A 20,952-nucleotide genomic window follows, 5' to 3' on the forward strand; every position below is an offset into this window, starting at 1 on the left:
GACGGCGTCCTGCGCGGCGGTGGCAGCCGTCTTCCGCGTCCGGCGGGGCTTGGCCTCGACGGCTTCGGCCGTGTCGACCGCTGCCTCGGCCTTGGCGGCCGTCGCCTTGCGGGTGCGCCGCGGCTTGGCCTCGGCGGCTGCGTCCGGCTCCGCCACGGCGGGGGCCTCCGCCTGTGCGGCGGCCTTGCGCGTGCGGCGCGGCTTCGTCTCCGCCGGCGCGGCCTCGGTGGTGCCCTCGGCCGTGTCGACGGCGTCCTGTGCCGCGGTGGCCGTCTTGCGCGTGCGGCGACGCGGCGCACGGGCCTCGGGCTCGGCGGTGACCGGCTCGGCGACCGGCGCGGCCTCCGGAGCCGGCGCAGCCACCACGGTCTCGGTCGCCACCGGCGTCTCGACCACGGGCTCCTGCGAGCGGCGCGTACGGCGCCGGCGCGGCGCGGTGTCGGACTCGGTGGCCGTCGCGGCCTCCGGAGCCGTGCCCTCGGCCGTTGCCACGGCCGCTTCCGCCTGCTCGGCCACCGGTGCCTGGGCAGCCGTGACCGGAGCGGCTCCGGCCGCGGCGCCGCCGCGCGTGCGGCGACGGCGGCGCGGCGTGCGCGGCGCCGGAACGGCCTCCGCCTCGGCCGTACCGCCGGTGACGACGGCCTCCGGAGCGCTGGTGCCCGCGGACGCCGGGGCGCCCTCGGTCGACGCACCGCCCCGCGTGCGGCGACGGCGGCGCGGGGTGCGGTCGGAGCGCTCGCGGTCCGCGGAACGCGACTCGTCCCGCCCACCGCGTCCGTCCCGGCCACCGCGGCCGCGCGGCCCGCGGCCACCCGGCTCGCCCAGGTCCTCCAGCACCTCGGCGTCCAGCCCGGCGCGCGTGCGCTCCGAGCGCGGCAGGATGCCCTTGGTGCCCTCGGGGATGCCGAGGTCCGTGTACAGGTGCGGGGAGGTGGAGTACGTCTCCGGCGGGTCGTTGAAGCCCAGGTCGAGCGCCTTGTTGATCAGCTGCCAGCGCGGGATGTCGTCCCAGTCGACGAGGGTGATCGCCGTACCCTTCGCGCCCGCGCGGCCGGTCCGGCCGATGCGGTGCAGGTACGTCTTCTCCTCTTCCGGCGACTGGTAGTTGATGACGTGCGTGACGCCTTCGACGTCGATGCCGCGCGCGGCGACGTCGGTGCAGACGAGCACGTCCACCTTGCCGTTGCGGAACGCCCGCAGCGCCTGCTCGCGCGCGCCCTGGCCGAGGTCGCCGTGGACCGCGCCGGAGGCGAAACCGCGCTGCTTGAGCTGGTCGGCGAGGTCGGCCGCGGTGCGCTTGGTGCGGCAGAAGACCATGGCCAGCCCGCGGCCCTCGGCCTGGAGGATGCGCGCGACCATCTCGGGCTTGTCCATGTTGTGCGCGCGGTAGATGTACTGCTTGGTGTTCGCGACCGTCGCGCCCGCGTCGTCCGGGGAGGTGGCGCTGATGTGCGTGGGCTGCGACATGTAGCGGCGGGCCAGGCCGATGACCGCGCCCGGCATGGTGGCCGAGAACAACATCGTCTGGCGGCGGACCGGCAGCATGTTGATGATCTTCTCGACGTCGGGCAGGAAGCCCAGGTCGAGCATCTCGTCGGCCTCGTCGAGGACCAGGCTCTTGACGTGCTTCAGGTTCAGCTTCTTCTGCCCGGCGAGGTCGAGCAGCCGGCCCGGGGTGCCGACGACCACGTCGACGCCCTTCTTCAGGGCCTCGACCTGGGGCTCGTAGGCCCGGCCGCCGTAGATGGCGAGGACGCGTACGTTGCGCACCTTGCCCGCGGTCAGCAGGTCGTTGGTGACCTGGGTGCACAGCTCGCGCGTGGGGACGACGACGAGGGCCTGCGGGGCGTCGGTGAGGTCGTCGGGCTTGGCGCGTCCGGCCTCGACGTCGGCGGGGACGGTGACGCGCTCGAGGAGCGGGAGGCCGAAGCCGAGCGTCTTGCCGGTGCCGGTCTTGGCCTGGCCGATGACGTCCGAGCCCGACAGGGCCACGGGGAGCGTCATCTCCTGGATGGGGAAGGCGGTGGTGATGCCGACGGCTTCAAGGGCCTCGGCGGTCTCGGGGAGGATTCCGAGCTCTCGGAACGTCGTAGTCAGGGTGCTGCCTCTTCTGTGTGGGCGGCGCGAGGCGAGCGCGGGGTCGTGTCAGGACCGTGCCGGGTACGTCGGCTGCCTACGGGCGGGCCGTAGAGCACGGGACCGCGCCGACGCTCTAGCGCTCATGCCGCTGAGGGTGTCCCTCCGGCTTCCGTACGCACTGTGCCGTACGGGCTGGAGGTCTGTCGGGTCGGAGCCGATCGGGCCACCGACCGGGCATCCTCATACGTGCGGCCTGTCGAGGTACGTCGACGTACCAGCAGGCGCATTACCACCATACCCCGGATTCCCGCACATGCGATGGCCGATTTGGTCACGTAGTCGTCGTCACAGTGATCGACCAGGGCCTTACACCCCCCGGCAGGCGGGCTATTGTGCGCTGCATGACGAGCTCTGACAAGCCTGAGAACGCCTCGGACACCGCAGCCTCCGCGGCCATCCCGGTCGCCGCCCGGGACTGGGCGGCGGCCTCCGCCGACCCGCAGTACCGCGCCGCGGTCGTGGACCTGCTGGGTGCGCTCGCGTACGGGGAGCTGGCGGCGTTCGAGCGGCTGGCGGAGGACGCCAAGCTGGCGCCGACGCTGGAGGACAAGGCGGAGCTGGCCAAGATGGCGTCGGCCGAGTTCCACCACTTCGAGCGGCTGCGCGACCGGCTCGCCGAGATCGGGGAGGAGCCGACGCGGGCGATGGAGCCGTTCGTCGCCGCGTACGACGGCTTCCACAAGCAGACGGCCCCCTCGGACTGGCTGGAGGGCCTCGTCAAGGCCTACGTCGGGGACTCCATCGCCAGCGACTTCTACCGTGAGGTCGCCGCCCGGCTGGACTCCGACTCCCGCGACCTCGTGCTGGCCGTGCTCGACGACACCGGCCACGGCGGCTTCGCCGTGGAGAAGGTGCGGGCCGCGATCGACGCCGATCCGCGGGTGGGCGGCCGGCTGGCGCTGTGGGCGCGGCGGCTGATGGGTGAGGCCCTGTCCCAGTCGCAGCGGGTGGTGGCGGACCGCGACGCGCTGTCGACGATGCTGGTCGGCGGTGTCGCGGACGGCTTCGACCTCGCGGAGGTCGGCAAGATGTTCTCCCGGATCACCGAGGCGCACACCAAGCGGATGGCCGCCCTCGGTCTGGCCGCCTAGCCGGCCACCACCGCATCACCGGCCGCCACCGCCCTCAGGCCGGGACCGGCCTCAGGGTCCCGGTTCCGTCGCCCCCGCCGCCGGCGCCGACGGCCGCTCACGCGGTCGCCGACCGGCGGCGCAGTCTTCCCGCGGGGCGCAGCAGCAGCGACAGCGAGGCGACCGAGACGATCACCGCGCCGAGCAGCACCACCAGCAGATGCCCCGCGTCCAGCGCGCTGTGCATGACGAACGCCCCGAACAGGGCGCCCATGACACCGGTCGACAGGACCAGGGGGCGGGCCGGGAGACGGTGTGGCAGGCGGTGCGTGGCCGCCCAGGCCAGCGTGAGGCCGAGGAGCGCGGAAGTCAGCGTTTCCAGGAGCATGTCGGGGGTCCCTCCCACACGGCCGGCCTGCCCGAATCGGTCGTAGCCCGTCTTACCCCTGACCTGCGGAATCCAATCCACCCTGTGGGGTGCCTGTGCTCCATTCGTGGAGACGGGGCCGAAACACGGAGGCGGGAACGCGGGCCGAAATCCGGAGGCGGGAACGCGAACGGGGCGGGACGGCAGCCGGCCGTCCCGCCCCGTTCGCGTGCGAGCGCCTACAGCGCGCCGAAGCCCACCTTGCGCGGAGCCGGCTCGCCGATCTCCACGTAGGCGAGACGGTCGGCCGGGACCAGGACCTTGCGGCCGTGCTCGTCCACGAGGCTCAGCAGCGCCGACTTCCCGGCCAGCGCCTCGGACACGGCCCGCTCGACCTCCTCGGCACTCTGACCGCTCTCCAGAACGATCTCGCGGGGCGCGTGCTGCACGCCGATCTTGACCTCCACGGCTATGTCCCTCCGACGGTCAGTGATGTGCGCGACCTTCCGCGCCGTACGCAGCACACATTAGCCCGGTGAGGGGACGTACATGCTCCGCCCGAGAACGCCACGAGCGAACACCGGGCGGGAACAAGGCGCCCGTCAGTGGTGCTGCTGATCCGTCCCGTGCAGCGGGAAGCCCGCGATGCCCCGCCACGCCAGCGAGGTGAGCAGCTGCACCGCCTGGTCGCGGGGCACGCTGCGGTCGCTGTGCAGCCAGGAGCGCGCCACCACCTGGGCGAGACCGCCCATGCCCGAGGCGAGCAGCATCGACTCCGCGCGCGACAGGCCGGTGTCCTCGGCGATCACGTCGCAGATCGCCTCGGCGCACTCGTTGGTGACCTTGTCGACGCGCTCGCGCACGGCGGGCTCGTTGGTCAGGTCCGACTCGAAGACCAGGCGGAAGGCGCCGCCGTCGTCCTCGACGTACGCGAAGTAGGCGTCCATCGTGGCCCGGACGCGCTGCTTGTTGTCGGTCGTCGAGGCGAGCGCGCTGCGCACGGACTGGATGAGCGACTCGCAGTGCTGGTCCAGCAGGGCGAGGTAGAGGTCGAGCTTGCCCGGGAAGTGCTGGTAGAGCACCGGCTTGCTGACGCCGGCCCGCTCCGCGATGTCGTCCATGGCGGCGGCGTGGTAGCCCTGGGCCACGAACACCTCCTGGGCGGCGCCCAGAAGCTGGTTCCGTCGGGCACGGCGCGGCAGGCGTGTGCCCCTCGGGCGAACCGCCTCTGTCTGCTCGATGGCTGTCACGCCGCCTCCCAAAGTCGTCCACGTGCGGATCTGGCCGCGTCGCCATCGTACTTTTCGGTAACCGTGGTGTGCGCGGTGAGAGCGCAGAATTTCACGGACCGGACGGTTACGAAAGCGGTCGACAAGGTTTCAAACAGGGTCAGAGCGGGCAAAATGCGGCCCCTTTCCTGCTCGGTGGTGCGTCCCGCCGCCCTTCGGCGACGTGCGTCACCGGTAGTCGTCCTCGTCCAGCGAGACGACGCGCGCCTGCTCCGCCATGTCGGCCTCGTTGGCGCGCTCCGGGTCGACGACCGTCAGCGGGTCGTCGCGGTCCGGTGCGATGTCCGCGTGCTGCTCGGCCGCGTCGACCTCGGGGGCCTCGACGTCGAACTCCGGCGCCTGCGGCGCGTCCTCGGCCTCGAACGTCTCCGGGTCGGTGGGGTCTACGGCCATGCTGGGCTCCCTTCCTGCGATCGTCCCTGGGAATGCAGGGGCCACACGCGGGTGCCCTCTCCACGAGCGTAGGAGACACCCGTTCCGGACGCTATGCGATCCGCGTCCGGAGTGTGACCCGTTGTGCGTCCCGTCGACTGCTTTCCATGGTGCTACCGAGTGCCTCGGGTGCGACCCCCCATCCGGCCCATTCCTGTGACGGCGAACACACGGGCCGCCGCGTGATCGTCTCGTAACATTGCCGCATGTCTTCGACCGAGCTGCCGTTCGTGCCGCCAGCCAACGTGCTGCCGAAGGTGGGCACCGTCCGGGTCGCGGAGGGCGAGCGGCTGAGGTCGGTCGAGCTGCCCGGGGTCACCCTCACCGTCCGGTCCAGGCCGCCGGCGCGCGAAGGGCTGCCGCCCGCCCTGTACGTGCACGGGCTCGGGGGGTCGTCGCAGAACTGGTCGGCGCTGATGTCGCTGCTGGCGGACGCCGTCGACAGCGAGGCACTGGACCTGCCGGGCTTCGGCGACTCGCCGCCCCCGGACGACGGTGACTACTCGGTCACCGGGCACGCGCGCGCGGTCATCCGGTACCTCGACGCCTCCGGCCGCGGGGCCGTGCACCTGTTCGGGAACTCGCTCGGTGGCGCCATCGCCACCCGTGTCGCCGCGGTTCGTCCCGATCTGGTCCGTACGCTCACGCTTGTGTCACCCGCTCTGCCCGAGATCCGCGTCCAGCGCTCCGCCGTGCCCACCGGGCTCCTGGCGGTGCCCGGCGTGGCCCCCCTCTTCACCCGGCTCACCCGGACCTGGACGGCCGAACAGCGGGTCCGCGGCGTCATGGCGCTCTGCTACGGCGACCCCGGGCGCGTGACGCCGGAAGGATTCCGCAACGCCGTGCAGGAGATGGAGCGGCGACTGAGACTGCCGTACTTCTGGGACGCGATGGCGCGTTCCGCGCGTGGGATCGTCAACGCCTACACTCTGGGCGGCCAGCACGGACTGTGGCGCCAGGCCGAGCGGGTCCTCGCACCCACCCTGCTCGTCTACGGTGGCCGTGACCAGCTCGTCGGCTTCCGCATGGCGCAGCGGGCGGCCCGTGCCTTCCGTGACTCCCGGCTGGTGACGTTGCCGGAGGCGGGTCATGTGGCGATGATGGAGTACCCGGAGACGGTGGCCACGGCATTTCGCGAACTCCTCGCCGATGCGGGAGAGTTGGGCACCGAGCGGGCGCGGCGGGCCGAGAGGGCCGCGCAGGACGGGCCAGAGCCGGAGAGCACCGACGAGAGCATGGGGGGCTGAGGCGCGACGTGGGACGCCACAGCCGCCGCGGGCCGGTCGCCAAGGGCGACACCGCGGAGAGCAGGGCCGCTTCGGCGCAGAGGCCGGCGCCGGGCTCCGACGCGAGCCGGGGCGGCCGCGCCGCGGCACCCGGCGCCGCGCAGGGTGGTCGGCCGGTGCCGGGCACGCGCAGGGTTCCGGGACCGCGTCCCGCGCCGGCGCCCGCCCCGGGCGCCGAGCACGGCGAGACCCCGCGTCACCCCGACGACCTCCCGGACGGCGTGCCGTCGCACGGTGCGCCGAGCATGCCGGACGGCACGCCTGCGCACGGTCTGCCGCACCTGCCGGACGGCACGCCCGCGCGCGGCGTGCCGCGTCTGCCCGACGCCACGCCGGTTCGAGGTGTGGCTCGGCATGCGGGCGGTACCCCTGTTCGTGGAGTGCCGGGTGCCGGCGGTGGGACGTCCCCGCAGGGTGATCCGCGGTTCGCGGACGGCACGCCCCCGCGCGGAGTGCCGCGCATGCCGGACGGCACCCCCGCCCGGGGTGCGCATCGGCTGCCGGACGGCACGCCCGCGCACGGGTTCCCGCAGGTCCGGGGCGGTCACCCCGAGCAGCGGGAAGCCGGGGGCGGCTGGGGTGAGTCGAGGGGGACCGGCGGGGGACCCGCCGGAGTCGGTGCTCCGATACCGCGGCAGCGCCGGGCGACCGTGCCCGCGCCGCGGCAGGAGTATCTCGACGCCTTCGACGAGGAGGACGACGTCTTCGCGCCCCGTACGCCCGCCTCCGCGCACGCCGCGGACGCCGGCGGTTCCGCGCCGGACCGGAAGGCCGGCGCCCCGGCCGGTTCCGGCGACGCCGGCCGGCCCGGCGGTACGCCCGCGCCCGGCAGGGGCGGCAAGGGCCGCGCCTTCACCGGCATCGCGGCCGCCGCCGTGACCACCGTGCTGGCCGTCGTCGTCGCCGGACAGGTCGCCGACGACCAGGGCGGGACCGGCGTGCAGTCGCAGTCCGCCACCGATCAGGCCCGTGACCTGCGTGATTCCGCCTCGCGCGCGGACGGCAGGGCGCCCGCCCCGCTGCCCGCAGCGCCCCCGCTGACGTACGGCGAGAAGATGGGCCGGATCTACCCGCTCGGCGCCACGTTCACGAGCTCGGGGAAGTTCGACGCCGTCCCCGGTATCGCCAAGGCCCCCGGCACCGGGCAGAAGTACACCTACCGCGTGGACGTGGAGCGGGGACTCGGGCTGGACGGGGAACTGTTCGCCGAGGCCGTGCAGAAGACGCTCAACGACCGGCGCAGCTGGGCCCACGGCGGCGCCCGCACCTTCGAGCGCATCCACTCCGGCGAGCCCGACTTCGTCATCACGCTCGCCAGCCCCGGCACCACCGCCGACTGGTGTGCCAAGTCCGGTCTGGACACCACCGTGGACAACGTCTCCTGCGACTCGGCCGCCACCGAGCGCGTGATGATCAACGCCTACCGGTGGGCCCAGGGTTCGGAGACCTACGGCGACGGCGAGATCCACGCCTACCGCCAGATGCTGATCAACCACGAGGTCGGTCACCGTCTCGGATACGGTCACGTGACCTGTGACAAGGACGGCGATCTCGCCCCGGTCATGCAGCAGCAGACCAAGTTCCTGGAGCACGACGGCATCAGCTGCCGCGCCAACGCCTGGCCGTATCCGGGCAGTTGACCCACCGGGCGGTGGGTGTGGCGCGGCTCGCGTTGACATGCGCACCGAGTTCGTACATATTTCTGGGCATGTCGTCCCGTCACGTCTCCGTTCGCGCCGCCATCGAGCTGGCGCTCATCGGCGTGACCCCGCTCTGCGTGGCCGACATCCACTGTTGCTGACGCCCGCCCGAGGCGCGCGTCGCGAATCAGCACCCTTTTCCGCGTGACCCCGTCACGCCTTCTTCGACGACCCGGCGCCGGGCAGACGTCTGTCTTCTTCCGTCTCACCCTTCGTCACTCCGTCTCGCCATCCGGGATCGACCGACCCCGGAGCACGCGGGACGCCCTTCCGAGAGGTCGTCATCCCGATGCGCCAACCGTCCGTCACAGCGCGCCGCGTGGCCGCGGCATCCGTCAGCCTGGTCCTGGCAGCGGGTGCCGCCGCCTGCGGGCCTGAGGACAACGATGCCAAGGCCGCCGGCGGCGACGCGACGCCCCACAAGGGCGGCACCCTCACCGTCCTGAACGCCAACCCGCAGCAGGACTTCGACCCCGCCCGCCTCTACACCTCCGGCGGCGGCAACGTCCCGTCCCTGGTCTTCCGCACCCTCACCACCCGCAACCGGGAGGACGGCGCGGCCGGCGCGAAGGTCGTCCCCGACCTGGCCACCGACACCGGGCGTCCCAACAAGGACGCGACCGTGTGGACGTACACCCTGAAGGAGGGCCTGAAGTTCGAGGACGGAACGCCGATCACCTCCGCCGACATCAAGTACGGCATCGAGCGCTCCTTCGCCCCCGAGCTGTCCGGCGGCGCCCCCTACCTGCGGGACTGGCTGACCGGAGCCGCCGACTACCAGGGCCCCTACCAGGACAAGAAGGGCCTGGACGCGATCGAGACGCCGGACGAGCGGACCATCGTGTTCCACCTGAACAAGCCCGAGGGCGAGTTCCCCTACCTGGCCACGCAGACGCAGTTCACGCCCGTGCCCAAGAGCAAGGACAAGGGCACCAAGTACGAGGAGCACCCGGTCTCCTCCGGTCCTTACAAGGTCGTGCGCAACGAGAACGACGGCGAGCGGCTGATCCTGGAGCGCAACACCCACTGGTCCGCCGCGACCGACGAGGAGCGCAAGGCCTACCCGGACAAGATCGACGTACGGTCCGGGCTCGACTCGTCCGTCATCAACCAGCGGCTGTCCGCCTCCCGGGGAGCCGACGCCGCCGCGGTCACCACGGACACCAACCTGGGCCCGGCCGAACTCGCCAAGGTCACCGGCGACAAGGACCTCGCCGCGCGCGTGGGCACCGGGCACTTCGGCTACACCAACTACCTCGCGTTCAACCCGGAGATCGAGCCGTTCGACGACGTCCGCGTGCGCCGGGCGATCTCGTACGCCATCGACCGGTCCTCCGTGGTCAACGCGGCCGGCGGATCCGCCCTGGCCGAACCGGCCACCACCTTCCTGCCGAACCAGAAGTCCTTCGGCTACACGCCCTACGACCTCTTCCCGGCGGGCAGGGCCGGTGACCCGGCCGAGGCGAAGCGGCTGCTGAAGGAGGCCGGGCACCCGAACGGCCTGACCATCACGCTGACGCACTCCAACGCCAAGGACTTCGAGACCAGCCCGGAGATCGCGACCGCCGTCCAGGACGCCCTGAAGAAGGCCGGCATCACGGTCAAGCTCCAGGGCCTGGAGGAGAACGACTACTCCGACAAGATCCACGACGTGAAGACCGAGCCGGGCCTCTTCCTCGCCCACTGGGGTGCCGACTGGCCCTCCGGCGGTCCCTTCCTCGCCCCGATCTTCGACGGCCGGCAGATCGTCCGCGACGGCGCGAACTTCAACACGGGCCTGCTGGACGACAAGTCCGTCAATGCCGAGATCGACGCGATCAACAAGCTGACCGACCTCGACGAGGCCGCGAAGCGGTGGGGCGCGCTGGACAAGAAGATCGGTGAGAAGGCCCTGACCGTCCCGCTGTTCCACCCGGTCTACAAGCGCCTCTACGGCGAGGACGTCAAGAACGTCGTCATCAGCGACTGGACCGGTGTGCTGGACGTCTCGCAGGTCGCGGTGAAGTGACGTCGTGAGCGAGGCACTCGTCACCGTCGAGGCGGCCCGGACGGACACCACCGTCCCGGCCGCCTCGGGGGCCCGTCAGTTCTGGCGGCGGCTGCGGACGCAGCGCGCCGCCCTCGTCGCGGCGGTCGTCGTCGCGGCTCTCGTCCTCGTCGCGCTCGCCGCGCCCCTGCTCACCGCCGTCGAGGGGCAGGACCCGACCACCTACCACCCCGCCCTCGTCGACTCCGCGCGCGGCGGCGTGCCCGTCGGCCCGTTCGGCGGAGCGGGCGCCGGCCACTGGCTCGGCGTCGAACCGCAGACCGGCCGGGACCTCTTCGCCCGGCTGGTGTACGGCGCGCGGGTGTCGCTGGGTGTCGCGCTCGCCGCGACGGTCGTGCAGCTCGTGCTCGGCGTCGTCATCGGCGTCGCGGCCGGGCTCGGCAACCGCTGGGTGGACCTCGTCCTGACCCGGGTCGCCGACATCTTCGTCGCCATGCCGCTGATGGTCGTCGCCCTCGCCCTGCTCGCCGTCGTGCCCACGAGCTTCCCGCGCCCGGTGCTGGTCGCGCTGGTCGTGGGGCTGGTCTCCGGCTGGGGCACGCTCGCCAAGATGGTGCGCGCGCAGACCCTCACCCTCAAGCAACTCGACTACGTCGCCGCCGCCCGGCTCAGCGGCTGGGGCACCGTCCGCATCGCCCGGCGCGAACTGCTGCCCGGGCTCGCGGCGCCCGTGATCACCTTCGCGGCCATCCTCGTCCCGACGAACATCACCGTCGAGGCGGCCCTGTCCTTCCTCGGCGTGGGCGTGAAGCCGCCGACCCCGTCCTGGGGGCAGATGCTCACCTCCGCGGACGTCTGGTACCAGGCCGCGCCGCAGTACCTGCTGCTGCCCGCGGGCGCGCTGTTCGTGACCGTCCTCGCCCTCACCGTGCTCGGCGACGGTGTGCGCACGGCCCTCGACCCGCGCGCGTCCTCGCGTCTGCGCGTCGGAACGGGCCGCGAAGGGGAGGCCTCGTGACCGGCTTCGGAGGGTTCGTGCTGCGCCGCGCCGTCGGCGCCCTCGTCACCCTGTTCGCCCTCTCGCTGATCATCTACGTCGTCTTCTACGTCACTCCCGGCAACGTCGCCCAGATCACCTGCGGGCCCCGCTGCTCACCCGCCCAGGTGCAGCAGGTCGCGGACCAGCTCCACCTGGGCGACCCGTTGTACGAGCGGTACTGGCACTTCCTGCAGGGCCTGGTCGCCGGCCAGGACTACTCCACCGGCACCGCGGTGCAGCACTGCTCCGCGCCCTGCCTCGGGCTGTCGTACCAGAGCGACCAGCAGGTCACCGCCCTGATCCTGGCCAAGCTGCCGGTCACGGCCTCCCTCGCGCTCGGCGCGATGGTGCTGTGGCTGGTCATCGGCGTCGGCACCGGCGTGCTGTCGGTGTGGCGGCGCGGGCGGTTCACCGAACGGCTGCTGACCACGCTGACCCTGGCGGGTATGTCCACGCCGGTGTTCGTCATCGGCCTGGTGCTGATGATCGTCGTCTGCGGCCAGCTCGAACTGCTGCCCTTCCCGCAGTACGTCGCCTTCACCGACGACCCCGAGCAGTGGGCCTGGAACCTGCTGCTGCCCTGGCTGTCGCTCGCGCTCATCGAGTCCGCGACGTACGCCCGGCTCACCCGGGCCGCGATGCTGGAGACCCTCGCCGAGGACCACGTGCGCACCTTCCGCGCCTACGGCGTCGGCGAGCGGGCCGTCATCCGGCGGCACGCGCTGCGCGGTGCCGTGGCCCCCCTCATCGCCGTGAACGCCAACAACATCGGCGTGCTGTTCGGCGGTGCGGTGCTCACCGAGACGCTGTTCGGCCTGCCCGGCGTGGGCCGGGAGATGGTCGAGGCGGTCAAGGTCGTCGACCTGCCGGTGGTCGTCGGCATGGTCCTGGTCACCGGCTTCTTCGTGGTCCTCGCCAACGCCGTCGCGGACGTGCTCTACGCGGTGGCCGACCGACGGGTGGTGCTGACATGAGCCTGGTCGAGGTGACCGGTCTCCAGGTGGACTTCGGCGGGCTGCGGGCCGTCGACGGGCTCTCCTTCCGGCTGGAGCAGGGCGCCGCCCTGGCCCTGGTGGGGGAGTCCGGGTCCGGCAAGTCGACGGTGGCGTCCGCCCTGCTCGGTCTGCACCGCGGCACCGGGGCCCGGGTGCGCGGCGCCGTCCGGGTGGCCGGCACCGACGTGCAGGCCGCCTCCGAGGAGGAACTGCGGCGGCTGCGCGGCGGCCGGGCCGCCATGGTGTTCCAGGACCCGCTGTCCTCCCTCGACCCGTACTACGCGATCGGCGACCAGATCGCCGAGGTGCACCGGGTGCACGCGCGCGTGTCCCGGCGGGCCGCACGCGCGCGTGCGGTGGAGGTGCTGGACCGGGTGGGCATCCCGGACGCGGCACGCCGCTCGCGCTCCCGGCCCCACGAGTTCAGCGGCGGCATGCGCCAGCGCGCCCTCATCGCCATGGCGCTCGCCTGCGAACCCGCCCTGCTGATCGCCGACGAACCGACCACCGCCCTCGACGTCACCGTGCAGGCCCAGGTCCTCGACCTGCTGTACGACCTGCGCACCGAGACGGGCATGGGGCTGCTGCTCGTCACGCACGACGTGGGCGTGGCCGCCGAGAGCGTCGACGAGGTGCTGGTGATGCGGCACGGCCGGACGGTCGAGCACGGCCCGGTCGCCACCGTCCTGAGCGCTCCCGAGCGGCCCTACACGCGCGAGTTGCTGGCCGCGGTACCGCGGCTGGACGCGCCGCGGGCCGTGACGGCGGTGCGCGGGGGCCCTGTGTCGGCGGTGGGCGGGGAGGTCGTGCCCGGGGTGCCTGGGGAGGCCGTGCCGGGGACGCCCGGGGAGGTCGTGCTGGAGGCGCGCGGTCTGCGGCGGGCGTTCGGGCGGGGCAAGCGTGCCGTCACGGCCGTGGACGACGTGTCGCTGACCCTGCGACGAGGCGAGACCCTCGGCATCGTGGGCGAGAGCGGGAGCGGCAAGACGACCCTGGGTCGCATGCTCGTCGGGCTCCTGCAGCCGACGGCCGGGTCGATCACCTTCGACGGCCGCCCGCACACCGGGGTGAACCCGGCCGTGCAGATGGTCTTCCAGGACCCCGTGTCGTCGCTCAACCCACGGCGCAGCGTGGGCGAGTCCGTCGCCGACCCCCTGCGAGCGCGCGGCGAGCGCGACGAGGAACGCGTGCGGGCGCGGGTGGGGGAGCTGCTGCAACGCGTCGGCCTGGATGCGGCACACCAGGACCGCTACCCGCACGAGTTCAGCGGCGGGCAGCGCCAGCGCATCGGCATCGCCCGGGCCCTGGCGGCCGACCCGCGGGTCATCGTCTGCGACGAGCCGGTCTCCGCGCTCGACGTCACCACGCAGGCCCATGTGGTGGCCCTGCTGGGGGAGTTGCAGCGCGAGCTCGGACTCGCGCTGGTGTTCGTCGCGCACGACCTGGCCGTCGTGCGCCAGGTCAGCGACCGGGTCGCGGTCATGCGACGGGGCAGGGTCGTCGAGGAAGGGCCGGCCGACGAGGTGTACGCCTCGCCGCGGGACCCGTACACCCGGCAACTGCTGGCCGCCGTACCGGCCGTCGACCCCGAGGTCGCGGCCGTGCGCCGGGCGCGACGGCGGGAGCCGGCGATGGCGTGAGCGCCGGTCGTGCGGCACGAGGTGCCCGGGGGAGGGCGATGGGCAACGCCGCTCCGGCGACAGGAGTTGGCCGGGGCGTGACGAAGCGTGTCCGGTTGATCTCCTAGCGCGACGGAACGCGACCCGCACGGGAAAGTTACGACCGTTCACCCCTTTTGGTGGTGCGACGGACAACCGTCCGTCGCACCCCCGCCTTGTCCGCATACGTTCGTCCCGCTGCGAGCCGCCGGGCAACGGCGGCTCCCCATACGGGAGATCGGGGGTGCACTCGTGCGCATCGGACTGCTGACGGAGGGTGGCTATCCGTACGTGAGCGGTGACGCCAGGCTCTGGTGTGACCGGCTCGTACACGGGCTCGCCCAGCACGAGTTCGACGTCTACGCACTCAGCCGCAGCCGGCACCAGGAGGACGAGGGCTGGATCCCGCTGCCGCCCAACGTCCGCAGGGTGCGCACCGCTTCACCCTGGTCCGCCGAGGACGACGAAGCCGTGCTGGGCCGCCGGGCCCGCAGGCGCTTCACCGAGTGCTTCGCCGAACTGGCGGCGGTCCTGTGCGGTGCGGGTCCCGGCCCGGGAGCGGGTGCGGGCGCGTCCGTCGGTGGGACGGCCACCGCCGCCGGGGCTCTCGCGGAGGGGTTCACCCCTGAGGCGGACCGTTTCGCCAACGCTCTGTACGCGCTCGCCGAGCTGGCCCGCGAGGAGGGCGGCCTGACCGGAGCGCTCCGCTCGGAGGCCGCCGTACGCACGCTGGAGCGCGCCTGCCGCGCGCCCGGCGCGCACCGGGCGGCCCGCGAGGCCCGCGTGCCCGACCTCCTCACCGTGACCGCCCACCTGGAAGGCGCCCTGCGCCCCCTCTCCCTCGACTGGTACGAGGACGACGGCCTCGGCGCCGTCGACGTGTGCCACGCCGCGTCCGGCGGCACGGCCACCCTGCCGGGACTGCTGGCCCACCACTTCACCGGCGTGCCCCTGATGGTGACCGAGTACGGCGTACGCCTGCGCACGCACTACCTCACCACCCCGGACGCCCCGCCCGCCGTACGGTCCCTGCTCGCGGCCTTCCACGGCCTGCTCGCGGCCGAGGCCTACCGGCGGGCCGAGGTCGTCACCGCCGGCAACACCCACGCCCGGCGGTGGCAGGAGCGCTGCGGGGCCGACCGGGGCAAGCTCCGCACGGTCTACCCGGGCATGGACGCCCGGCCGTTCGCGGAGGTGGGGGAGTCCCCCGAGTACGCGGACCCGCACACGCTGGTCTGGGTCGGCCGCGTCGAGCCGGCGAAGGACCTGGTCTCCCTGCTGCACGCCTTCGCCGAGATCCGCAGGCAGGAACCGCGGACGCGCCTGCGCGTCGTCGGAGCGGCCGCCGGCGACGAGGGCGCCGCCTACCTCGGCCACTGCCGGACGCTGGCCGCCCAGCTGTTCCCCGACGAGGCCGCGGGGCCGCACGCCGCCGGGGACAACCCCGTCTCCTTCGAGGAGATCGGCGGCCCCGAACTGCCGTCCCCCGCCGAGGCCTACGCCTCGGGCGCGGTGACCGTCCTGTCCAGCGTCGTGGAGGGCTTCCCGGCCGGCCTCGTCGAGTCCATGCTCTGCGGGCGGGCGACGGTCTCCACCGACGTCGGCGCGGTCGTGGAGATCATCGGCGGCACCGGGCTGGTCGTCCCGCCGCGCAATCCCCGGGCGCTCGCCGACGCGTGCGTGGCGCTGCTGCGCGACCCCGAGCGCCGTCTGCGCCTCGGGGCCGCCGCCCGCGCCCGGGCGCTCGAACTGTTCACGGTCGAGCAGAACATCGAGGCCTTCCACGGCATCTACCTGGAGATCGTTTCGCGCGCGCCCGTCCGCCGGGTCCTCGACGGCGCGGGCGAGCCGCTGCCCTTCGCGGTGCCCGCCGAGGCGCGGGTTCCGGTGCGGTGGTCCTCCCCGTCGCCCCGCCTCGCCGCGCGCCGGGGCCCCGGCTGGGCCGCGGGCCACCCCGTCCGGGCGACCGCGCCGGTGCCCGCCCCGGAGGGAGCGCGATGAAGGACCTGGGCGCACTGGACCGGCCGGGCACCCCGGCCGTCCCCGGTGCACGGGACGCCGGATCGGAGCGGGCGCTGCACTCCGGGCGGGGAGAAAGCGGCTCGGAGCCGACGGCATGGGAGGCCGCCGAGATTTCCGTGGCCGCGGAGTCGACGGCGTCGGAGGCCAACGCGGACTCGGACTCGGACTCGGACTCGACGCCGACGGGAGCCGACGGGGCCTCGGAGCGGGCGGCCATGGGAGCCGGTGTCGCCTCGGAGCCGGAGTGCGAGGGACTGCGGCGGGCGGCGGCGGTGGGAGCGATGCCGCGGCGTCCGGAGCGGGAACCGTCGACGGCGGAGCGCGGGGGACGGCAGCCGTCGGTAGCACAGGGCGCGGAACCGGAGTCGGCGGTGTCGGAGCGGTCGATACGGCAGTGGTCGGCGTCGGAGCGCGCGGGCTCGGAGTCCTCGATGTCGGAACGCACGGGCTCGGAGTCCTCGATGTCGGAGCGCGGGGGAGGGGAGTCGTCGGTGTCGGAGCGCGCGGGCTCGGAGTCCTCGTTGTCGGAGCGCGCGGGATGGGAGTCGTCGGTGTCGGAGCGCGCGGAGTCCGCGTCCGGGGTGACGGGGGGCGCGGAGGTGATCGCTCCGTCGGCGGGCGGGCACGCAGGTGTCTCGCGGGTCACGGCGCCCGGTGGTGCCGCCGCTGCCCCGGCGCCGGCCCCGCGTCGAGGCGCGGCCGACCCCGTGAAGGCCCTCATGCACCGCCACCGCGAGCTCTGCGAGCGCGCGGTGGACCCGCTCGAGATCGCCGCGGGCCTTGAAGCGCACGGCATCACCGACCGCACCGCCGCCCGCTTCCGGCACCGCGACGTGTTCTCGCTCGCGGAGGAGATGTACGCACGCGTCTCCCGGGAGAGCGACGCACCCCCGCCCGCCCCGACCGCCGCTCCCCGCGTGCGCGCCGACTGGGTGGTGCTGACGCTCCTGCCCGGGGCGCTCTGCGCCGCCGCCGTGACCGCCCTGGACCTCACCCAGGGCCGGGCGCGCCTGTGCGTGGCGGTCGCCGGGGCCCTCGCCGTGGCTTTGGCCCTCCGCGCTGCCCTGCGCCGTGGCCCACTGAGCCTCACCGAGGGAGGCGGACCGGGCCCCCGTCCGGGTGCCACCCGGGGCAGGACCGCCGTATGGACGCTGTGGCTCCTCGGCTACGCACTGCTCGGTGACGGTCTGCTCCGCAGTGCCCTCGCCGGAGGCCCGGACCTCCCGCCCACAGGGGCCGCGGACGGGCCCTGGCCCCTCACCGTGGCCCCGGTCCTGGCCCTCACCCTGGCGTGTGCGCCGGCGGCCTGGAGCGCCCACCTCCTGACCGCGCGCGCCCGGCGCAAACTCGTCGCGAGCCGCGGTCTGGAGGACTTCGCCGCCTCCGTCCGGCCGTTGCTGCTCGGCACGTTCGCCCTGTTCGTGGCCGCCCTGACGGCCCTGGCCGTCCTCAGCACCACCCTCCTCGACGAGCCGTCGGCCTACGGGGAGGTGCTCACCCTCGGCGCCCTGCTCCACCTGGCCCGCCTCCTCACCGTCCACGGCTTCGCCTACGCCCCGGCCCTCGTCCTCACGGCCACCGCCCTGGTCGAGGCGGCCGCTCTCGCCGCGGTGTTCGTCTCCCGACTTCCCGGATGCGGCTTCGTCGCCACCCCGGTCGAGGCCCTGGTGGCCACCTGGGGAGCCGGCAGCGTCCCGGTTCTGGCGTGCGGTGCCGGGGCCCTGGCCCTGCTGCTCCACACCACGCGCAAGCTGGCCCGGGCCTCGGCCCACGCGCCGCCCGACCAGTACCCGGTGACGCCCTCCGGTTGAACGGCCGGCCATGCCCGGCCGGCGCGAACGCCGAGGCCACCGCCTCGCAGACCCACCCCCCACAGCTTCGGACACCACCCCCCACACCCGTTCCGCCCCGCCCTCAAGGAGAACCCGCATGACCACCCAGCCAGGAGCCCCGGCCGCATCGGGAGCCGCGCGATGAGAGTCCTGCTGATCGGAGCCAACGGCTACATCGGCCGCTTCGTCGCCGACCGCCTGCTCGCCGACCCGGCCGTCCAGCTCACCGCCCTCGGCCGCGGTGACGACGCCGACGTCCGCTTCGACCTCGCCTCGGGCAGCCCGGGGGCCCTCACCCGCTTCCTCGACGCGGTCCACCCGGGAGTCGTCGTCAACTGCGCCGGCGCCACCCGCGGCGGTGCCCGCGAACTCACCCGCCACAACACCGTCGCCGTCGCCACCGTCTGCGAAGCCCTGCGCCGCAGCGGCTGCGGCGCCCGTCTGGTGCAGATCGGCTGCAGCGCCGAATACGGACCCAGCCAACCCGGCTCCTCCACCGCCGAGGACGCCGTGCCCCGCCCGGGCGGCCCGTACGGGGTCAGCAAGCTCGCCGCCACGGAACTCGTCCTCGGTTCCGGACTGGACGCCGTCATCCTGCGCGTCTTCTCACCGGCCGGTCCCGGCACCCCCGCCGGCTCCCCCCTGGGCCGACTCGCCGAGGCCATGCGCCGGGCCATGCAGTCCGGCGACGGCGAGCTGAAACTCGGCGGCCTCGGCGCCCAGCGCGACTTCGTCGACGTCCGCGACGTGGCCCGCGCCGTGCACGCCGCCTCCCTCTCCGCCGCGCAGGGCGTCATCAACATCGGCTCCGGGCGCGCCGTGCGGCTGCGCGACGCCGCCGCGGTCCTCGCCCGCGTGGCCGGGTACGGCGGCGCCCTCCACGAACTGGACGGCCCGCCCGGTGCCCTGCGTCCGGCCATCGGCCACCCGCGGCCCGACTCCGACCACGCGGCCCCGGTCGCGTATCCGTACCCGGACGGCTGCGGCAGCTGGCAGCAGGCCGACGTGCGCACCGCCCGCGACCGGCTCGGCTGGCGCCCCCGGATCGGTCTGGAGGAGTCCCTGGCCGACATCTGGATGGAGGCGGCATGCCGCATCTGACCAGGCCACGGCCCAGAACCTCGGGCACGGAACTGCGCCCCGGCGTCGGCGTCCCGGGCTACGCGCACCCCCTCCTCGCCCGCACCGAATGGGGAGAACTGGCCAGACCGGGCACCCCGCTGCACTGGGTGGTCCTCAACGTGGCCGACGGGCCCGGCACTCGGCCCGACCCGCACTGTCTGGAAGCCGCCGGCCGGCTGCGCAACGCGGGCGTCCGCGTCCTCGGGCACCTCGACACCCGCTACGGCACCCGGAACTTCGGCGAAGTCATCTCGGACGCCCACCGGTTCGTCGACTGGTACCAGGTCGACGGCTTCCTCCTGGAGCGCTGCCCGGCCGACCACGTCGGGCTGCCCGAGGTGCGCCGCACGGTCGCCACGCTCCGCGTGATCCGTGACGAGGCCCACATCGTCCTCGGCCATGGCATCCACCCGCACCCGGGATACGCCGACCTCGCCGACCAGCTGGTCACCTTCTCCGGGCCGTGGAGCGACTACCGCTGGTCCCAGGTGGCCGAGTGGACCGCCGAGTACGAACCCGAGCGCTTCTGCCACTTCGTGCACGGCGTCCCCCGGCCCCACCTGGAGGAGGCGCTGCGCATCGCCCGCTGGCAGGGAGCCGCGACGATCTGGTTCACCGACCACACCGACCGCGGTGGCCGGGCCGACCCCTGGGAGGCCATGCCCGGCTACTGGGACGATATCGTCTCGCTGGTCGGAACGGGTGTCTCGGAATGAAAAAGGGCATGGCAGTGTTACGGGGAGAACAACCGTAGTGATTGACCGACCAACGGAGTCCCCGTGTCGTTGCCACCCCTGGTCGAGCCGGCTGCCGAGCTCACCGTAGACGAGGTCCGCAGGTACTCCCGCCACCTGATCATCCCCGACGTCGGGATGGACGGGCAGAAGCGGCTGAAGAACGCCAAGGTGCTGTGTGTCGGCGCCGGCGGCCTGGGCTCGCCGGCGCTGATGTACCTGGCCGCAGCGGGCGTCGGCACCCTGGGCATCGTGGAGTTCGACGAGGTCGACGAGTCGAACCTGCAGCGCCAGATCATCCACAGCCAGGCCGACATCGGCCGGTCGAAGGCCGAGTCCGCCCGCGACAGCGTCAAGGGCATCAACCCGTACGTGAACGTGGTCCTTCACGAGGAGCGGCTCGAGGCCGACAACGTGATGGACATCTTCAGCCAGTACGACCTGATCGTCGACGGCACGGACAACTTCGCGACCCGCTACCTGGTCAACGACGCCTGCGTACTGCTGAACAAGCCGTACGTGTGGGGTTCGATCTACCGCTTCGACGGTCAGGCCTCCGTCTTCTGGTCCGAGCACGGTCCCTGCTACCGCTGCCTCTACCCGGAGCCCCCGCCCCCCGGCATGGTCCCCTCCTGCGCCGAGGGCGGCGTCCTGGGCGTGCTGTGCGCGTCCATCGGCTCCATCCAGGTCAACGAGGCCATCAAGCTCCTCGCCGGCATCGGCGAACCTCTCGTCGGCCGCCTGATGATCTACGACGCCCTGGAGATGCAGTACCGCCAGGTCAAGGTCCGCAAGGACCCCGACTGCGCGGTCTGCGGAGAGAACCCGACCGTCACCGAGCTCATCGACTACGAGGCCTTCTGCGGTGTCGTGTCCGAGGAGGCCCAGGCGGCGGCCGCCGACTCCACGATCACTCCCAAGCAGCTCAAGGAGTGGATCGACGACGGCGAGAGCATCGACATCATCGACGTCCGCGAGCCGAACGAGTACGAGATCGTCTCCATCCCGGGCGCCCGGCTGATCCCGAAGAACGAGTTCCTCATGGGCACCGCCCTGGAGAGCCTCCCGCAGGACAAGAAGATCGTCCTGCACTGCAAGACGGGTGTCCGCAGTGCGGAAGTCCTCGCGGTCCTGAAGTCCGCGGGCTTCTCGGACGCCGTCCACGTCGGCGGCGGCGTGATCGGCTGGGTCAACCAGATCGAGCCGAGCAAGCCGGTCTACTGACAACGACCTGACGGTCCGGCCCACCACGCCGGACCGTGACGCCCGGTCACATCGGC

At 73.3% G+C, this 20,952-nt stretch carries 18 protein-coding genes; 13 read left to right on the forward strand and 5 right to left on the reverse strand.

The features are described from left to right. Positions 1-2,004, reverse strand: a 2,004-nt coding sequence (locus ACZ4M5_RS10600; protein WP_467735110.1) for a DEAD/DEAH box helicase, incomplete at its 3' end; no start/stop codon positions are given. A 476-nt stretch (positions 2,005-2,480) separates the two neighbouring features. Between ACZ4M5_RS10600 and ACZ4M5_RS10605 the strand changes: the two genes are divergently transcribed. After that, positions 2,481-3,230 carry a ferritin-like domain-containing protein gene (locus ACZ4M5_RS10605; RefSeq protein WP_467735112.1) on the forward strand — a complete coding sequence of 250 codons (750 nt, stop codon included), beginning with the start codon at positions 2,481-2,483 and terminating at the stop codon, positions 3,228-3,230. 97 nt (positions 3,231-3,327) lie between these two features. Here ACZ4M5_RS10605 and ACZ4M5_RS10610 read toward each other — a convergent pair whose 3' ends face one another. The 4 genes from ACZ4M5_RS10610 to ACZ4M5_RS10625 all read right to left on the reverse strand — a co-directional run bounded on the left by ACZ4M5_RS10610 (position 3,328) and on the right by ACZ4M5_RS10625 (position 5,258). Then, positions 3,328-3,597 carry a hypothetical protein gene (locus ACZ4M5_RS10610; protein WP_467735114.1) on the reverse strand — a complete coding sequence of 90 codons (270 nt, stop codon included), beginning with the start codon at positions 3,595-3,597 and terminating at the stop codon, positions 3,328-3,330. Between the two features lie 218 nt (positions 3,598-3,815). Then, entirely contained in the window at positions 3,816-4,043 is a 228-nt protein-coding gene (locus ACZ4M5_RS10615; protein WP_397696155.1) for a DUF3107 domain-containing protein, read from the reverse strand. A 135-nt stretch (positions 4,044-4,178) separates the two neighbouring features. After that, a complete protein-coding gene (locus ACZ4M5_RS10620) occupies positions 4,179-4,826 on the reverse strand; it encodes a TetR/AcrR family transcriptional regulator (RefSeq protein ID WP_467735116.1) in 648 nt (215 codons plus the stop codon). Between the two features lie 207 nt (positions 4,827-5,033). Then, the gene (locus tag ACZ4M5_RS10625; RefSeq protein ID WP_467735118.1) at positions 5,034-5,258 is read right to left on the reverse strand and encodes a hypothetical protein; all 225 of its coding nucleotides are present in this window, start codon (positions 5,256-5,258) and stop codon (positions 5,034-5,036) included. Between the two features lie 245 nt (positions 5,259-5,503). On the opposite strand from ACZ4M5_RS10625, the gene ACZ4M5_RS10630 reads away from it, so the two are divergent. The 12 genes from ACZ4M5_RS10630 (at position 5,504) to moeZ (ending at position 20,896) form a co-directional block, all read left to right on the forward strand. Further along, positions 5,504-6,544, forward strand: a complete 1,041-nt coding sequence (locus tag ACZ4M5_RS10630; protein WP_467735120.1) for an alpha/beta fold hydrolase — start codon at positions 5,504-5,506, stop codon at positions 6,542-6,544. Positions 6,545-6,552: 8 nt separating this feature from the next. Next, positions 6,553-8,223: a DUF3152 domain-containing protein gene (locus tag ACZ4M5_RS10635; RefSeq protein WP_467735122.1), complete on the forward strand. Its 1,671-nt coding sequence runs from the start codon at positions 6,553-6,555 to the stop codon at positions 8,221-8,223. 68 nt (positions 8,224-8,291) lie between these two features. After that, complete coding sequence (locus ACZ4M5_RS10640; RefSeq protein WP_332836563.1) at positions 8,292-8,384, forward strand: Ms4533A family Cys-rich leader peptide; 93 nt, start codon at positions 8,292-8,294, stop codon at positions 8,382-8,384. A gap of 188 nt (positions 8,385-8,572) precedes the next feature. Next, positions 8,573-10,291, forward strand: a complete 1,719-nt coding sequence (locus tag ACZ4M5_RS10645; protein WP_467735125.1) for an ABC transporter substrate-binding protein — start codon at positions 8,573-8,575, stop codon at positions 10,289-10,291. 4 nt (positions 10,292-10,295) lie between these two features. Further along, on the forward strand, positions 10,296-11,288 hold the full coding sequence (locus ACZ4M5_RS10650) for an ABC transporter permease (RefSeq protein ID WP_467735127.1): 993 nt from the start codon (positions 10,296-10,298) through the stop codon (positions 11,286-11,288). After that, the gene (locus tag ACZ4M5_RS10655; protein WP_467735129.1) at positions 11,285-12,283 is read left to right on the forward strand and encodes an ABC transporter permease; all 999 of its coding nucleotides are present in this window, start codon (positions 11,285-11,287) and stop codon (positions 12,281-12,283) included. The genes ACZ4M5_RS10650 and ACZ4M5_RS10655 overlap by 4 nt, the downstream gene beginning before the upstream one ends. Further along, the gene (locus ACZ4M5_RS10660) at positions 12,280-13,944 is read left to right on the forward strand and encodes a dipeptide ABC transporter ATP-binding protein (protein ID WP_467735131.1); all 1,665 of its coding nucleotides are present in this window, start codon (positions 12,280-12,282) and stop codon (positions 13,942-13,944) included. The genes ACZ4M5_RS10655 and ACZ4M5_RS10660 overlap by 4 nt, the downstream gene beginning before the upstream one ends. A gap of 270 nt (positions 13,945-14,214) precedes the next feature. Beyond that, positions 14,215-15,963, forward strand: coding sequence for a DUF3492 domain-containing protein (locus ACZ4M5_RS10665; protein ID WP_467735133.1), 1,749 nt, complete (start codon positions 14,215-14,217; stop codon positions 15,961-15,963). A 452-nt stretch (positions 15,964-16,415) separates the two neighbouring features. Then, a complete protein-coding gene (locus ACZ4M5_RS10670; protein ID WP_467735565.1) occupies positions 16,416-17,795 on the forward strand; it encodes a hypothetical protein in 1,380 nt (459 codons plus the stop codon). 162 nt (positions 17,796-17,957) lie between these two features. Beyond that, entirely contained in the window at positions 17,958-18,917 is a 960-nt protein-coding gene (locus ACZ4M5_RS10675; protein WP_369193827.1) for an NAD-dependent epimerase/dehydratase family protein, read from the forward strand. After that, positions 18,905-19,654 carry a spherulation-specific family 4 protein gene (locus ACZ4M5_RS10680; protein ID WP_467735135.1) on the forward strand — a complete coding sequence of 250 codons (750 nt, stop codon included), beginning with the start codon at positions 18,905-18,907 and terminating at the stop codon, positions 19,652-19,654. Before ACZ4M5_RS10675 ends, ACZ4M5_RS10680 begins: the two co-directional genes overlap by 13 nt. A 63-nt stretch (positions 19,655-19,717) precedes the next feature. Further along, entirely contained in the window at positions 19,718-20,896 is a 1,179-nt protein-coding gene (gene moeZ / locus ACZ4M5_RS10685) for an adenylyltransferase/sulfurtransferase MoeZ (protein ID WP_333936861.1), read from the forward strand. Positions 20,897-20,952: the final 56 nt, after the last annotated feature.

It is taken from the genome of Streptomyces sp. NPDC026246, assembly GCF_055567995.1.

Coding starts and splice junctions, on each gene's coding strand:
- ACZ4M5_RS10605 (WP_467735112.1), top strand. CDS start 2,481: ATGACGAGCTCTGACAAGCCTGAGAACGCCTCGGACACCGCAGCCTCC.
- ACZ4M5_RS10610 (WP_467735114.1), bottom strand. CDS start 3,597: ATGCTCCTGGAAACGCTGACTTCCGCGCTCCTCGGCCTCACGCTGGCC.
- ACZ4M5_RS10625 (WP_467735118.1), bottom strand. CDS start 5,258: ATGGCCGTAGACCCCACCGACCCGGAGACGTTCGAGGCCGAGGACGCG.
- ACZ4M5_RS10630 (WP_467735120.1), top strand. CDS start 5,504: ATGTCTTCGACCGAGCTGCCGTTCGTGCCGCCAGCCAACGTGCTGCCG.
- ACZ4M5_RS10640 (WP_332836563.1), top strand. CDS start 8,292: ATGTCGTCCCGTCACGTCTCCGTTCGCGCCGCCATCGAGCTGGCGCTC.
- ACZ4M5_RS10645 (WP_467735125.1), top strand. CDS start 8,573: ATGCGCCAACCGTCCGTCACAGCGCGCCGCGTGGCCGCGGCATCCGTC.
- ACZ4M5_RS10660 (WP_467735131.1), top strand. CDS start 12,280: ATGAGCCTGGTCGAGGTGACCGGTCTCCAGGTGGACTTCGGCGGGCTG.
- ACZ4M5_RS10670 (WP_467735565.1), top strand. CDS start 16,416: ATGTCGGAACGCACGGGCTCGGAGTCCTCGATGTCGGAGCGCGGGGGA.
- ACZ4M5_RS10675 (WP_369193827.1), top strand. CDS start 17,958: ATGAGAGTCCTGCTGATCGGAGCCAACGGCTACATCGGCCGCTTCGTC.
- ACZ4M5_RS10680 (WP_467735135.1), top strand. CDS start 18,905: ATGCCGCATCTGACCAGGCCACGGCCCAGAACCTCGGGCACGGAACTG.